Genomic DNA, 14,347 nt, shown 5'->3' with positions numbered 1-14,347 from the left:
GAATAATCCCCCTAAGTTTAGTTGATTTTATCAACTAAACACCTTTTTAACACGCCAAATTTACTCATATTCTATGTCAAAAATAATAACTTTACTGAATTCCTTGGGATTTAACCCCGCACGCTTTCGTTTTGCTGCTATTACGGCCTGTGCATCAATTGCAGCACTGTTTATCGCTCAATATTTAGAGTTGGTGCATCCCCAATGGGCAGCGATGACCGTCTGGGCTTCAGCACAACCATGGCGCGAAAATTTACTGGAAAAAAGTTGGTGGCGTTTTGCAGGAACGGTTTTTGGTGTACTCGCTGGCGCCGTTTTAATTCAACTTCACCTTATTCACCCATTACTATTTATTATTGGGCTCGCGAGTTGGTTAGGTATGTGCAGTGGTATTGGCCAATTACAAAAGGGCTTTGTTGCTTATGGTACTTTTCTAGCAGGTTACTCCGCTGTGATGGTGAGTATGTTGAGCGTTCACATTACTGATAATTTATTTATGGTCGCTTGGGATCGGCTATGGACGATTTTGGTTGGCGTACTCTCAGCCGTGATTTTCAATTTCCTTTTTACGCCTAAGCGTGAACAAGATAATGTCATCACCCTTAAAAATCAAATTGATACGCTATTCTTCCAAATATTACATGACTCACTCGAGAAAAAGCGCCCAATTAAACAATACGAGATCGACCATCTTTGGCAAACCATGGCAAGCTATGAAGAAATTTTAGAAACTCACCGTATTGGTTGGCATTATCATCGTAAGCAAGTCGCCAAAGCGCGTCAAACACTTATGTTCCAAAGCCAAATACTGTTACACTTGGATAAATACCAATCTATAGCCCCTTTTTATTTTCCTGCGAAAGCGCCAACGAATACCCAATGGAAACATATTCTATCATTGTGCCCCACTGGAGTGCTTAAAACACTATTAATCCCCCTTTACTACGCTATTTTAGGTAAATCAACGAAAAACATTGAAAAAGTGGATAAACTGAAGCTACATCAAGATAGAATTTCAGCGTGGCATGCTTTTGCTCGCTCCTTTATGGCTATCGCTGTAGTTGGTTTATTGTGGTTATGGACGCAATGGCAGGTATTGGCTTATCTTACTCTTGGTCTTTCGGTAATGTTGGCTCTATTCGCCTCCCTCGATTACCCCGCTAAGTTCATGAAAAATATTTTCACAGGCCAATTATTAGGGGCTATTACCGCGTTAATCTGCACATGGTACTTATGGCCCTTTGCCTCTTCATCATGGCAGATGACCTTTTTCATTATTCCAGTGATTATTAGTGGTGTTATCATTTTTTCCCACAACCGCCTAATTTTAATTGCTTTTGATTACATTATGGTCTCTTTAATTTTACTTCAACCTAGCTATCCTTTTTCGCTTTCACTCCCTCAAAGCATAGGTAATGCCATTGCAATAGTTTCTGGCCCATTAGTTGCAATGGCTGCTTTCGCGTGGATTTATCCAACCAACCCAACCAAGCGCTATCAACAATTAATTTACCTCTCTGAGCAGCAATTTAAACAGGGAATAACGGCTTTAATTCAAGGAAATAAACCTTCCACCACCCAATTTATGCACCGTTTATTTAGTGCGTTATTGCTAGCCCAAAAAGCAAATCTCCCTCATCCACCTATATTCGATTTTTTTATAACTCGGCAAAGTATTTGGTTGTACCTCCTTATTTTGCACAAACAATTTGCACACCACACATCAAAGAAAAGAGCCCTTATTGCGCTTGAAAAACGTATTCAACAAAACCGCGTTGAACCAAAGAAAATCTCTATATTATTTCGTTACTTACAACATAATGAAGAAATGAATGAGGAAATTGAACAACTCAAAAAATATGTAAAACACTATATGAAAGGGAACAGTGCTAATAATATGGTAAATATTTATTCCAACATTATGCTTTAGATGGCACGATATTATTAAGTGGCGCAGGCTTTAGAAATAAGATGAGCACAAGCACGACAATGACAATAACGAATGTCAGATTAAAGCCATTAATAAACGCGCCAATATGAGCTTCTCGAGTCACTAATGACAATATATCAATATTTGTTGTACCGGAGCGAAAATTATCCTCAGTGGTTTTGATTAATGCACGCTTTGCATCAAAGGAATCATCAAATTTAATTCGCAAATACGTATTCATTAGTGCTCCTGCTAGAGCAGGCATCAATACTCGCGCAATCGAAACATAAGCGCCTAAATGTAATGCGAATTGTGGTTGCATATTCACAACAAATGACGAAATCAAACCAATTAACACTAAACATTCGCCAACTGACTGTATCGTCATTAGGGGAATAAACTCATCAATACCCCATTGATAATCCACCTGCATTCCCAGTATACAGCTGCACCCAATGAAAACCACGCCAACGGTCATCAATAATCGTGCATCAATACGTTTGGCAAGCCAGACTGCCACTGGGCTAAACAATAAATAGACAATGAATGCGATGTTGGTGATTTCACCAATTTGATATGGTTTTAGACCACCAATAGAGGATAAAAATGATGGAATAAACAAGGAATTAGCTAGCATTAAAAAGCCATATAAACATGCAATAATAAAGCAAATACATAAATTTCGATTTGTTAACCAACGAGGATGTGCAAAAGTGTTATCAAAAGATAAGGCTCGTATAATGAAAATTATAAATAAAACAATACTGCTAACAAGACAAGAAATAATAAATCCAGAATCATCCCAACCTAAACTCTCCCCCTGAACAACGCCAATATATAGTAATAATAAACTGGAAATTTTAAGTATCATTCCTCCCCAATCTGTTTGAGCGTAAAGAATGTGATTAATTCCACTTAACGGTAATCCTTTCCATGCCAATATAAAAATAAATACAGTAAAAAATGCACATCCCCAATATAGCCATTGCCATCCAATAACTTCAATAAATTGTCCTGACACTCCAACCCCAGCATCCATTCCCAGGGAAACTCTTAGACTATAAGCCGCCATGACAATTAACCACATACTCGGTTGTAAATTCCTTAGCGCTAAAGAAATTGTCATAGGCAAATAAACCCCTAGATTGAACCCAATAATACTATGTACCACCAATAATTCGACTAACCCATAGTCCCCTGCAATAACAGGAAAACTGCAAAAAATACCAAATAGGATAGCACTCGTCGTCATGAGTATTCTTTCTGCGCCAAATACCACCATAAACCAAGGGGTCAATGTCATACTTGCTAATTGTGCTGCATTTAAAGCGATATTTATCCAAGTACCTTCTTGTACATCAAGTGCAAACACACCTCTGATATCAGCTAATGACAGAGAAAACATACGAATAAACAATGTCGATAAAATAGCACCTAAAAAAACAGAAACCACAGCTAGTGAGGGCCTTATTTCCTTTGTTTCTTGAAATAAGTTAGCAAACATCTTATTCCCCTTTTTTGCCCATACTCTGTGTATCGATATTTACAACCACAGACATCCCAGGACGTAACCGTGATAAGCTATTCTGCTCAGATAAAAAACTAATATAAACAGGGATACGCTGAACAACTTTAGTGAAATTTCCACTACTATTATCTGCAGGAATTAACGCTGATTCCCCACTACTTTGTGCCCCAATATCGCGAACAACTCCTTTAAATACAAAATCAGGAAAAGCATCAACGGTGATAGAAACGGCTTGCCCTGCATAAACGTTTTTAAGCTGAGTTTCTTTTAAGTTAGCAATAATATAAGGCGTTTTATTGGGAGTCACAGTGACGACTTCCGTTCCTGAAATAACAAGACTACCAATATTTAGTTTAATTTTATTGAGTTGACCATCAAATGGAGCCGTAATAGTTGCATAGGAAACTTGAGTCTCAGCTTGTTTTAAATTTGCCAAGGTCACATCCCGTTCTGCAATTCTTATTTTTTCTTGCTGATTTAATATATGTCGCGACTGCTTTGCTTGCTCCCACTGTGCCTTTGCCGCTTGCTCTAACTTAATTAACCGCTGTAAATCTGAATTAGCATCTAAATAATTTTGTTGAGTGATCGCCCCACTATTAATTAATGATTTTCGTAGTAATGGGCTTCGTTTCATTTGCTCCACTTCAATCGATGCAGCTTGATAACGGTTCAGTAACATTTCAACAGTAAGATCTTGCTCTTTAATTTCATTTGCTAAATTACTTAATTGCTGTTGGGCTTTTTGGTAGTTAGCTTGCGCTATCTGCAGGTTGAAACGCTCTTCCTGGTTATTAATTTCTGCAATGACATCACCACGTTGAACAAACTGATAATCATCAACTAAGATACGAGAGACATAACCCGTCATACGTGACTTTAATATGGCTGAGTCCGCTTTAATATACGCATTATTTGATTCTTGATAACGTCGGTTTCCTTGCCATTGTCCCCAATTCAAGGTCGTCAACAAAATTAAACAACCAATGCATAACACACTAAGCCAAGGTGTAAGAAAAATTACCTTTTGTGAAAAAGTTTTCACTTCTTTTGTTGTCATTGGATTAACCTCAATACCACTCAATAACCATATTAAATATTTTTGACACAACAAATAACACCAGTAATCTAACATCGTTAGGTTTATAAAGTATGTTAAACTAACATTGTTAGATAATAAAGTATCAAATGAGAATTATTAATGAGAAATCCTAAAATCACACGTTTACAAGTACTTGAAGCCGCATTAATGTTACTTAATACGGAAGGTATAGAAGGTTTAACCATGCGGAAGCTTGCTGATGCGCTAAATGTTAAGGCTGCATCATTATATTGGCATTTTAGTAATAAGCAGGCTTTACTCGAAGGGATGGCCGACCATATGGTGGCCATGGTCGCCGTGGATTTTCAATATAACAGTTATTGGGTAACCAATCTCATTGAAATCACGTCGCAACTACGAAGTGCATTATTGCAGCACCGAGACGGGGCTCGTGTTTTTGCTGGAACATACGTTATTTCTGACAATGTACTACGTATTAATAATGCTTTGATAAAAACTTTTATGCAGGCAGAACTCCCTGTAGAAAAAGCAGCGAGTTGCACTATGACCGTATTTTATTTTATTTTAGGCTGTTGTATAGAACAACAAACATCCACCTTTTCAGCAGACAGTAATTTAATCAATAAAGAGTCTGAATTTACACAGTTATCTAAAGATAAATACCCCTATACATGGCAGGCTAAAGAAGTATTGTTTGCTGACAACTACGATATAAAATTTATTGATGGCCTACAGCTCATTATTAAGGGATTGGAGAATTAAGACTCTAAGGGCAACGATTACGATGCCCTTAGTACTTTATTTCAAGCCTAGTCGTTTAGCTAACCGATGTAAATTAGCAATATCTAAAGATAATTCCCTAGCACATGCAGACCAATTATGGTGTTTTTTTTCCAGTACCTGTGTAATAAGCGTACGCTGAAAGTTATCCGTTGCTTCACGTAAGTTTTGAGTAAGTGATATGACTTCTTGTGGTGTTTCCGTTAACTCATATTCATTATTACCAAAAATAAAATATTGAGGCTGTAAGATAATGTCCCCCGTATCACTGGAAGCACGAGCAAGAACAATGGCACGATGAATCGCATGCTCTAATTCACGCACATTGCCTGGCCATGAATAATTAAGTAAATAACGCTGTAAAGATGTATTCAGTACTACACTGGATAAGCCAAAACGCTGACGATATTGCTCACAAAAATACCCTGCTAATAAAATAATATCGTCTCCGCGCTCCTTTAATGGAGGAACAAATAGAGGAAATACGCTTAAACGATGAAATAAATCGGCTCTAAACCGACCTTCTAACACTTCTTCGCGTAGATCACGGTTAGTTGCCGCTAACACACGGACATTAACACGTAAACTACGGTCATCACCGACTCGTTGAATATCACCATATTGCAATACTCGCAGTAATTTTGCCTGCAATGCTAATGAAAGCTCTCCGATTTCATCTAAAAATAAGGTGCCATTATCCGCCATTTCAAATTTACCACTGCGGTGGCTAATTGCCCCAGTAAACGCACCTTTAACATGACCAAATAATTCACTTTCTGCCACACTCTCAGGTAATGCAGCACAGTTTAAATAAATAAGAGGATGTTTAGCCCGAAGAGATTTTTCATGGATAGATTTAACAACTAACTCTTTTCCTGTTCCCGTTTCTCCGCCAACCAGAACATTTAATTCTGACCCTGCAACAATATCAATTTCCTTTTTTAATTGCTGCATACAAAGGGATAAGCCAATAATTTCAGTTTCACCTGCAGGTTTAAATAGTACGGTGTTATTCGGCAATATATTTTGGTTTTCAAGCTGCTCAATAAGCAATGCATTATTTAATGCACCTGCGGCTAATGCGGCAATTAATCTAAGTGATTCATCACTAAATGCATCAAATTGATCAGGCTCCATGCCATCTAATGTTAATGCGCCGATAAGATTTTGCCCCGCATATAAGGGTAAGCCGACGCAAGCATGAACTTTTAAGTGCTGATGATGAGGAATTAACCCATCATATGGGTCAGGAAGCTGACTATCCGCTGGAAAACGCACGACATCACCGGCTCTTGCAATGGCCTCTAGCCGAGGGTGCCCAGCCAAAGAGAATCGGCGACCTAAAACATCAGCCATTAATCCGTCTATTGCTAAAGGAATAAATTGACCAGATTCATAGCGTAATAACGCACAAGCATCACACCCCAATGATTGCCTTAGCGTGGTAATCAAACGCTGAAAACGATCTGCATGCCCCATACCATCTTGTAATTCTATTGCAATCTTTGCTAATGCCTCAACAGAAAAACCCATGATCCATTCCCCATAGTCAATTTGACAATTATTATAGTCATAATGACTATGACCAATATAGTCATTATGACCACAATCTAAAAAAAATATTTTAATTCATTTATAAATCAACGCATTAAATGTTGGCATGAATGTTGATTATGTCTTCTTATACTTTGAAAAATATAGGACAAAATTAATATGACGATTCATGTAAAAAATAACATTCATTGGGTGGGCCAACGTGATTGGGAAGTCCGTGATTTTCATGGAACCGAGTACAAAACGTTAAAGGGAAGTAGCTATAATAGTTATTTAATCCGCGAAGAAAAAAATGTCCTCATTGATACTGTCGATCATAAATTTAGCCGTGAGTTTGTTGAAAATTTACGCTCACAAATTGATTTAAATGACATTGACTACATCGTCATTAACCATGCAGAAGAAGATCACGCGGGCGCGTTAACTGAATTAATGCGCTTTATTCCGAATACCCCAATCTATTGCACCGCCAATGCTATTGATTCAATAAATGGTCACCATCACCACCCTGAATGGAATTTCAAAATCGTTAAAACAGGGGATACACTCGATATAGGTAACAATAAGCAATTAATTTTCATTGAAACACCAATGCTACACTGGCCTGATAGCATGATGACTTATCTTTCTGAAGATGCAGTACTTTTCAGCAATGATGCTTTCGGGCAGCACTATTGTGATGAGCGGTTATTTAATGATGAAGTCGACCAAAATGAGTTATTTGAACAATGCCAACGCTACTACGCGAATATTCTTACGCCGTTTAGCCGCTTAGTAACGCCAAAAATAAATGAAATATTAGGCTTTAACCTACCTGTCGATATGATAGCGACGTCTCATGGCGTAGTATGGCGTGATAATCCAAATCAAATCATTGAATTATATTTGAAATGGGCAGCAGATTATCAAGAGGATCGCATTACTATTTTCTACGATACCATGTCAAATAATACCCGCTTAATGGCGGATGCAATCGCTCAAGGCATTAATGAAGCTGATCCTAATGTCGCTGTCAAAATATTTAACGTTGCACGCAGTGATAAAAACGACATTATTACCCATCTTTTTCGCTCCAAGGCAGCCTTAGTCGGTACTTCAACCATGAATAATGTCATGATGCCCAAAATTGCAGGTATGCTGGAAGAAATTACTGGTTTACGTTTTTTAAATAAAAAAGCAGCGGCTTTTGGTAGTTTTGGCTGGAATGGTGGTGCTGTTGACCGTGTTCAAACACGTTTAATGGATGCCGGTTTTGATACTGCATTATCTTTAAAAGCAAAATGGAAGCCTGATTCAAAAACATTAGATGACTGCCGTGAATATGGGCGTAATATTGCTCGTCAATGGGCGCTATCTGCATAAATTTATTTAGAAAAGAGCATCAGAATTTTATGATTTTTTAGAGGATACCTCATATGCAATTTAGAGATAAAACACTTGGACAGCTCGCATTATCCATTCCCAGAGCTTCCTCTCTATTCCGCCAATATAATATGGATTACTGTTGTGGTGGAAAACAAACACTCAGCCGCAGTGCAGAAAAATTAAATTTGGATATTGGCCTATTAGAAAGCCAATTACTTGAGTTATCGACAGAAGCCTTAGAGAAAGATTGGCGAGAAGCTCCACTCAGTGACATTATTGATTTCATTATTGTGCGCTACCATGATAGGCACAGAGAGCAATTACCTGAACTTATTCTACAAGCACAAAAGGTTGAACGAGTTCATGCAAACAAGCCAACCGTACCAGCAGGGCTATCAAAATACTTAGAAGCATTACTAGAAGAGTTGACTAGCCATATGATGAAAGAAGAACGTGTTTTATTTCCTATGATAAAAAACGGAATGGGCAAAAACGCAGCCGGCCCAATCAGCGTTATGGAACAAGAACATGACGATGCGGGTGATATCTTAGAGGCCATTAAAGGTATTACCAATAATGTTACACCACCACCAGAAGCCTGTACCACCTGGCGTGTATTGTATAATGGTATCAATGAACTGATTGATGATTTAATGAATCATATTAACCTAGAAAATAATTTATTATTCCCAAGAGCACTCGCGGGTGAATAAATTAGCAAGGGCCTATCTATATAATAGATAGGCCCTTATTTTTAATCCTGCTAAAAATATCTATTTATATTGTTGTTTAATTTCTTGTGCCGTAACTCGCCCACGTTTTGCTTCTTTTTCTGCAATTTCAACGGATAACCCGATATAAGACCTCGGGTCAAGCATGGCTTTAATTTCTTCATCACTAAATGCCGCTGATATCACACTATTTTTGGTTAAATTCGTATAGAAATCTTCCCCATCCGCCGCCGTTTTAATGGCTTCTTCATACAGGAGAGAATGCGCTTTATCTTTACCCAATTTTTCCGCCATCTTCATCATGACATACTCGGTATTATCCAACCCTTTGTTTCGCAATACATTATGAAGCATTCTCTCTTCATGTGGCACAATCGTCCTCGAAAGCTCCTCGGTTCTTAATAAGATTTCCGTGGTCAATTCCAAAGCTTCTTCGATTAACCCATCAAATAACATATAAGAACTACTATCGCCCTCATAAGGTCTTACCGCAGAATACATCCCCACGCTTGGTAAGGAATAAAGTTTCTGCGAGTTGGCAATAATTCCCTTGGCTAATTTCGGGTTAATTTTATGTGGCATGGTGCTACTGCCCACGGTTCCTTTGGTAAACCCTTCAGAAACCTCGGCAATTTCTTCTAACGTCGTGCTATAAACTTCTTCACCAATTTTATGACAAATGTTCGCCATTAACGCTAAATTTGCCATATATTCAAGTTTATGTGTGCTCAAGTTTCTGGATGGTACTTCCATGGCTTCCATACCCACCAGTTCAGCGACACGTTTTTGTACTGCCATACCAACACCAGGCATTGAGTTAAATGCACCAACTGCCCCCCCCATCATGATAGTGAAAACGCGTTTTTCACACTCTTTCATGCGTTGATAGCAATCAATAAAATCGCTGATCCACACCGAAACTTTATAGCCGTAGGTGATAGGGATGGCATGACGTCCATGCGTTCTTCCCGGCATCACCATATGTTTGGTTCTTTCGGCCAAATCTGCCAAGTTTTCGATGATTTCACCCAGTAACAACATAAATTTATGGTGTACCGTTTTCATCATATAGAGCTGTGAACTTTGCTGTATATTTTGCGTGGTAATTCCATAATGGATATATTTACCGCTTTCTTCAGAACACGCATTCACTAACACTTTTAAGAAAGGTACAAAGCCATGGCCTATTTTTTGGTAGATACGGCTCATTTCTTCAAAATCGATATTTTCGATTACAGCCTTTTCTTTAATTTCATCTGCCGCTGACTGGGGAATAAACCCGAGTTCCGCTTGAGCTTGGGCCAACATGGATTCAAACATTAACCAAGTGGAATATTTTGCTTCATCAGACAATAAGTCTTTAATTCCACGGTCATCAATTGTTTTACTTTTAGAATCGTATAATGCTCTCATTTCGTATCCCTTCTTTATTTCTTCATTGCGTCATCAACAGCATTGCGAACAAATTCAACCTTTGGCCCATACACAACATGGACGTGGTTTGCCGATGGAAAGAAGAATGCGGTACATCCTGATTCCAACATTAAATCTTTATCAATTTGGTTCACTTCTCCGACATCAATACGCATACGGGTAATACAGTTATCTACGTTTCGAATATTTTGTTTTCCACCTAACGCTTGGATTAAAATTTCTGCGATTTCTCCATAACGTTTTTCTTTAATTAAGGTATTTTTAAGATTACTCGATTCTTCACGGCCCGGAGTTTTTATATCAAACTTAATAATTGCCCAGTAAAAAATAAAGTAAGTGACGACGGCTAAACAGCTACCGATAATAACCAAGAAGATCCAGTTAGTGTTTTCGTACAGTAGGCCAAAAATAGTGAAATCAAATACCGTTCCACGAATATAACCAATACCAACTTCCGCCAAAGAAAGCAGTACCGCACCGATACCGACAATAATGGCGTAAATTAAATACAGTAATGGCGCGATAAATACGAAGGTAAATTCGAGTGGCTCCGTAACGTTACCAAGCATGGCAGTTAATACCATCGTGACAAGCATGGATTTCACTTCTGCACGGTTTTCTTTCTTCGATGTTTTATAAATAGCGAGAGCAATCGCGGGGAATAAGAATAATGTGACCAACATTTGTTGCTGCGCCATAAAGCGAGTCAAACTTGGCATCATCGCCCAATATTCACTATCCGGGCCTTGGTTAAATAGCACTTCTGTTAGCGCGGGGACAACACCAACAAAGGTTTGGCCATCAATAACATAAGTACCACCTGCTTCAGTAAATCTAAATAAAACGTTCCAAACATGGTGTAAACCAAATGGAATAAATAAACGTTCACCACCTGCGGTAAAAAATGGCCCCACTGGACTTAAAAATACAGAGGAGAGTTTCATTAATCCTTGAACTAATACTTCCCAAATAAACGGTAATAACGCCCCCACCCCGATCATCAATCCTATCATGATAATAGAAACGGATTTTTTACCTGAAAAGAAAGCAAATGCGGTAGGTAATTCAAGGTTATAAAACTTATCGGTCGCCCAAGCGGCAATCAAACCGGTAATAATCCCCCCGGCGGCGCTGATGTTTAAGGTTTGTATACCAAGAACTTTAATTTGTCCCACTTGACCCATCATTGCAGGATCTGCAAGTTTACCGGTAAGCACTAGCCAAATATTCATGGTGATGATCAGCGATAAATAACCGACAACTGACGCGAAGACAGCAATCCCCTTATCTCGATGGCTCATACCATAAGCAACCCCCATTGCAAACAGCAAGGGAATATTATCAAAAATGACACCTGCAATTGAACGAATGCTAACAAGTAATGCGTTAACCGTTTCATTACCGAGAAATGGAAAACGTGCAATCATATAAGTTTGCACTAACGCACCACTGATCCCCAATATCATCCCAATTGGTGCTAATACACCGATCGGAAGGAGTAATGTTCTCCCAAAGCGTTGAATTGATTCACCAAACTTTCTTCTGGCCATACTATTTCCTTATGACTTCTATTATTAGAATTAAGGGCATACTAGCTTGGGGGTTTTATAAAAGAAATGATGTCGCGGTTTTAAAAATTATCTTAGGTCAGAAATTATGACCCAAGTCATTTCTTATAGCGCATTAATGAATGAATCTAACCATAAAAAATAGATGGGATAATAAAACGGTAAGTTAAAGTAGATTTTCTAATTCATTGATAAGTAAATCAACCAGTATAAAAAATCCGATTCTGGATTTTGTATCATCCCGTTTGGTATCAAAATCATCAGCAAAACAAAACAGCGTATTATCTGTATAACTGGTTAATTCATTGGTATTAAACGCAGTCATACTAATGATATTTGCCCCTTTCAACTGTACGATTTTGGCTGTTTCAATGATTTTTTTAGTGCCGCCAGACAGTGAGATAAAAATGACAGTGTCATCTTTGCTAACGAGTCGTGTGAAGGAATCAGATAAATTGTAGTCATTAATAAAAAAACAATGCAAGCCTAATGCAAATAACAAATGTTCAAGATAATAACCAACCGCTTTACTTGTCCCTCTTGCCACAATAAAAATATTCCTCGATTTATGCAATATTTTAGCGCAATCATTAATTTGAGCCTCATTAATTAATGTAAAACTTTTATTAATGTTTTTTTCGAGCTGTTTTTTATACGATGAGGGAATTGTTTTTTCGGTTTTATTTTTCGTTAAAATATAATTATTAATCTGAAATTTAAGCTCTTTAAAGCCACTAAAGCCTAGTTTTTGAGATAAGTTAATGATCACTGTTTTAGACACGAAGGTTTTAGCGACAAGCTCATTAATATTTAAGTAGGGGATATCCGTAATATTATCGGTCAGGTATTTTAAAACTTTTTTTTCGCTAATCGTTAAATTATCGTAGTTTTTTAAAAAATCTAACATATCCCCTCCAATGAACTTACCCAGCCTATAAGTGATTATTTTTTATGATAATAAAGTTAACAAAGGCATTCAATTGGTTGATTATACGTCAGATTACTATTTTTCGCTGAGTTTAAGAGGAAATTTGTGAAATACTAATGGTACCTATCACGAAAGGTGATTTTGATATAGAGAAAATCACTGCCATTAGCATCATTCATCGATACAATACTCAATGGCAGCTTAGAATGACCATCGCTACTCAAGGAAAAACGACACATCAATACTGCCGTGATAGCTACCGGCTTTGACATTACCGTTACGACACAAGTTAAAATACAGGTTCTTCTTCAAACTCGTCGTCGTGATATCCCCTAATTTAATGCGTTCATAGTACTGGATCGCATCCGCGTTTCCTCGACGACAAATATCTGCAGAAGGTACCGTTTGGGAGGTCACAATATACGGGCGCTCCGTCGTATCCGATGAGTCCCCCGAAGTATTATCCAGCGCCATTCCCGCTAAGTTAGTACCCGAGGTTGTTCCTGAACTACTTTGGCCGTGTAACTGTTGATTTGCAGATAATACCATCAACAATTTTCCAGTGGTCACACAGTTAATGCTCATACTGGCTGGCCGAGTTTCCAATAACTCATTTTGCTTATTACCCGCCAACTGGGTATTAAAGATAATATTGTTACTTGTAATGGGGGTAACAACACAAGAATCCAACGCTTCAATACTCAGCGTGCTATCCGACAGTAATTTAGTGTTTGAAGTACTGAACCCCATGTAGGAGTAGATTGAACCTTGCCCAAATACCAGTTGCTCCCCCGAGGAGAGCTTATAACGCCCTTTCACCACCGCAGTGGGCCCGCCTGATTGAGAACTAGCAAAAGCCGAAAAACTCGTAATATCTGCACGAATATACCCCGTCGGGGTGCCTCCTGCTTGGAAATAATTATTAATCGGTGTTGGGCTGTATTCCAATCCCCAAGCTAAGTCCCCGCTGGACTTCAAATCGCCTGCAATTTGCTGTGATTGTTTTAAAGTGGCCGTTTTGACAACGGATCGATAGCTTGAGTTTTTATAAGAGGTTGAAACAGTCCCATTTAATAATAAAATGATAATCCGGCTGCTATCATTTTCATTAATCAATCGGATCCCTGGCGCCCCGTTATATTTGGGAAAATTAGATTGGATCACACTATTAGCGACAGTGGCAAATTTAAGATAAGTATCTCTCTTAGGTAACATCGGATAGTTGACGTTGGGATCACTGATTGGACCTGATGTAATAGACCAATACTGTGCATGAGTACTTAAATAAGCACTGCGATTCGAAGGGTATAGCTCACCTAAATATCCTGTTTGACCTGCTCTGACAGTTAATTTATCTCCAGCAGCGGTGGCTGTAAATGCACAACCTAACAATACTGCATAAGAAAGACTCATGCTTAGATAGCGAGAGAAGATAGAAGAGGTCTTTTTCATAGTCATACCTTTTA

At 38.3% G+C, this 14,347-nt stretch carries 10 protein-coding genes and 1 pseudogene; 4 read left to right on the top strand and 7 right to left on the bottom strand.

The genetic code is table 11. The features are described 5' to 3' along the window. The first annotated feature begins 73 nt into the window (after nt 1–73). Nucleotides 74–1,930: an FUSC family protein gene (locus M0M83_RS00730; RefSeq protein ID WP_213914431.1), complete on the top strand. Its 1,857-nt coding sequence runs from the start codon at nt 74–76 to the stop codon at nt 1,928–1,930. Here M0M83_RS00730 and M0M83_RS00725 read toward each other — a convergent pair. Together M0M83_RS00725 and M0M83_RS00720 are read right to left on the bottom strand one after the other, a co-directional pair. Further along, entirely contained in the window at nt 1,920–3,434 is a 1,515-nt protein-coding gene (locus M0M83_RS00725; protein WP_248467346.1) for an MFS transporter, read from the bottom strand. The two genes, M0M83_RS00730 and M0M83_RS00725, sit on opposite strands and share 11 nt — an antisense overlap. A gap of 1 nt (nt 3,435) precedes the next feature. Next, nucleotides 3,436–4,518: an HlyD family secretion protein gene (locus M0M83_RS00720; RefSeq protein ID WP_213914430.1), complete on the bottom strand. Its 1,083-nt coding sequence runs from the start codon at nt 4,516–4,518 to the stop codon at nt 3,436–3,438. 141 nt (nt 4,519–4,659) lie between these two features. Between M0M83_RS00720 and M0M83_RS00715 the strand changes: the two genes are divergently transcribed. Further along, a complete protein-coding gene (locus M0M83_RS00715) occupies nt 4,660–5,283 on the top strand; it encodes a TetR/AcrR family transcriptional regulator C-terminal domain-containing protein (RefSeq protein WP_213914429.1) in 624 nt (207 codons plus the stop codon). 36 nt (nt 5,284–5,319) lie between these two features. Here the strand turns inward: M0M83_RS00715 and norR are convergent, their stop codons facing one another. After that, nucleotides 5,320–6,834 (bottom strand): nitric oxide reductase transcriptional regulator NorR, encoded by a 1,515-nt coding sequence (gene norR / locus M0M83_RS00710; RefSeq protein ID WP_125891831.1) that lies wholly within the window; start codon nt 6,832–6,834, stop codon nt 5,320–5,322. 180 nt (nt 6,835–7,014) lie between these two features. Here norR and norV point away from each other — a divergent pair. Together norV and ytfE are read left to right on the top strand one after the other, a co-directional pair. After that, a pseudogene (norV, locus tag M0M83_RS00705) lies at nt 7,015–8,211 on the top strand (anaerobic nitric oxide reductase flavorubredoxin); the annotation flags it as partial. 59 nt (nt 8,212–8,270) lie between these two features. Then, nucleotides 8,271–8,933: an iron-sulfur cluster repair protein YtfE gene (gene ytfE, locus M0M83_RS00700; RefSeq protein WP_248467344.1), complete on the top strand. Its 663-nt coding sequence runs from the start codon at nt 8,271–8,273 to the stop codon at nt 8,931–8,933. A gap of 60 nt (nt 8,934–8,993) precedes the next feature. Here ytfE and M0M83_RS00695 read toward each other — a convergent pair whose 3' ends face one another. From M0M83_RS00695 to M0M83_RS00680, 4 genes are all read right to left on the bottom strand, one after another. After that, entirely contained in the window at nt 8,994–10,364 is a 1,371-nt protein-coding gene (locus M0M83_RS00695) for a class-II fumarase/aspartase family protein (RefSeq protein WP_213914428.1), read from the bottom strand. 14 nt (nt 10,365–10,378) lie between these two features. Beyond that, nucleotides 10,379–11,935: a PTS transporter subunit EIIC gene (locus M0M83_RS00690; RefSeq protein ID WP_125891834.1), complete on the bottom strand. Its 1,557-nt coding sequence runs from the start codon at nt 11,933–11,935 to the stop codon at nt 10,379–10,381. A gap of 184 nt (nt 11,936–12,119) precedes the next feature. Next, nucleotides 12,120–12,860: a MurR/RpiR family transcriptional regulator gene (locus M0M83_RS00685; RefSeq protein WP_125891835.1), complete on the bottom strand. Its 741-nt coding sequence runs from the start codon at nt 12,858–12,860 to the stop codon at nt 12,120–12,122. Nucleotides 12,861–13,097: 237 nt separating this feature from the next. Beyond that, complete coding sequence (locus M0M83_RS00680) at nt 13,098–14,333, bottom strand: hypothetical protein (RefSeq protein WP_213914427.1); 1,236 nt, start codon at nt 14,331–14,333, stop codon at nt 13,098–13,100. Nucleotides 14,334–14,347: the final 14 nt, after the last annotated feature.

Origin of the sequence: Providencia rettgeri (genome assembly GCF_023205015.1) — a bacterium.
Lineage (GTDB): Bacteria > Pseudomonadota > Gammaproteobacteria > Enterobacterales > Enterobacteriaceae > Providencia > Providencia rettgeri_E.
Note: the sequence above shows the minus strand (reverse complement) of the source record. Positions and strands in the feature narration are given on the sequence as shown.

Bases quoted from the DNA above. Each gene is read 5' to 3' on its own strand.
- M0M83_RS00730 (WP_213914431.1), top strand. From the start codon at position 74: ATGTCAAAAATAATAACTTTACTGAATTCCTTGGGATTTAACCCCGCA.
- M0M83_RS00725 (WP_248467346.1), bottom strand. From the start codon at position 3,434: ATGTTTGCTAACTTATTTCAAGAAACAAAGGAAATAAGGCCCTCACTA.
- M0M83_RS00720 (WP_213914430.1), bottom strand. From the start codon at position 4,518: ATGACAACAAAAGAAGTGAAAACTTTTTCACAAAAGGTAATTTTTCTT.
- M0M83_RS00715 (WP_213914429.1), top strand. From the start codon at position 4,660: ATGAGAAATCCTAAAATCACACGTTTACAAGTACTTGAAGCCGCATTA.
- norR (WP_125891831.1), bottom strand. From the start codon at position 6,834: ATGGGTTTTTCTGTTGAGGCATTAGCAAAGATTGCAATAGAATTACAA.
- ytfE (WP_248467344.1), top strand. From the start codon at position 8,271: ATGCAATTTAGAGATAAAACACTTGGACAGCTCGCATTATCCATTCCC.
- M0M83_RS00695 (WP_213914428.1), bottom strand. From the start codon at position 10,364: ATGAGAGCATTATACGATTCTAAAAGTAAAACAATTGATGACCGTGGA.
- M0M83_RS00690 (WP_125891834.1), bottom strand. From the start codon at position 11,935: ATGGCCAGAAGAAAGTTTGGTGAATCAATTCAACGCTTTGGGAGAACA.
- M0M83_RS00685 (WP_125891835.1), bottom strand. From the start codon at position 12,860: ATGTTAGATTTTTTAAAAAACTACGATAATTTAACGATTAGCGAAAAA.
- M0M83_RS00680 (WP_213914427.1), bottom strand. From the start codon at position 14,333: ATGAAAAAGACCTCTTCTATCTTCTCTCGCTATCTAAGCATGAGTCTT.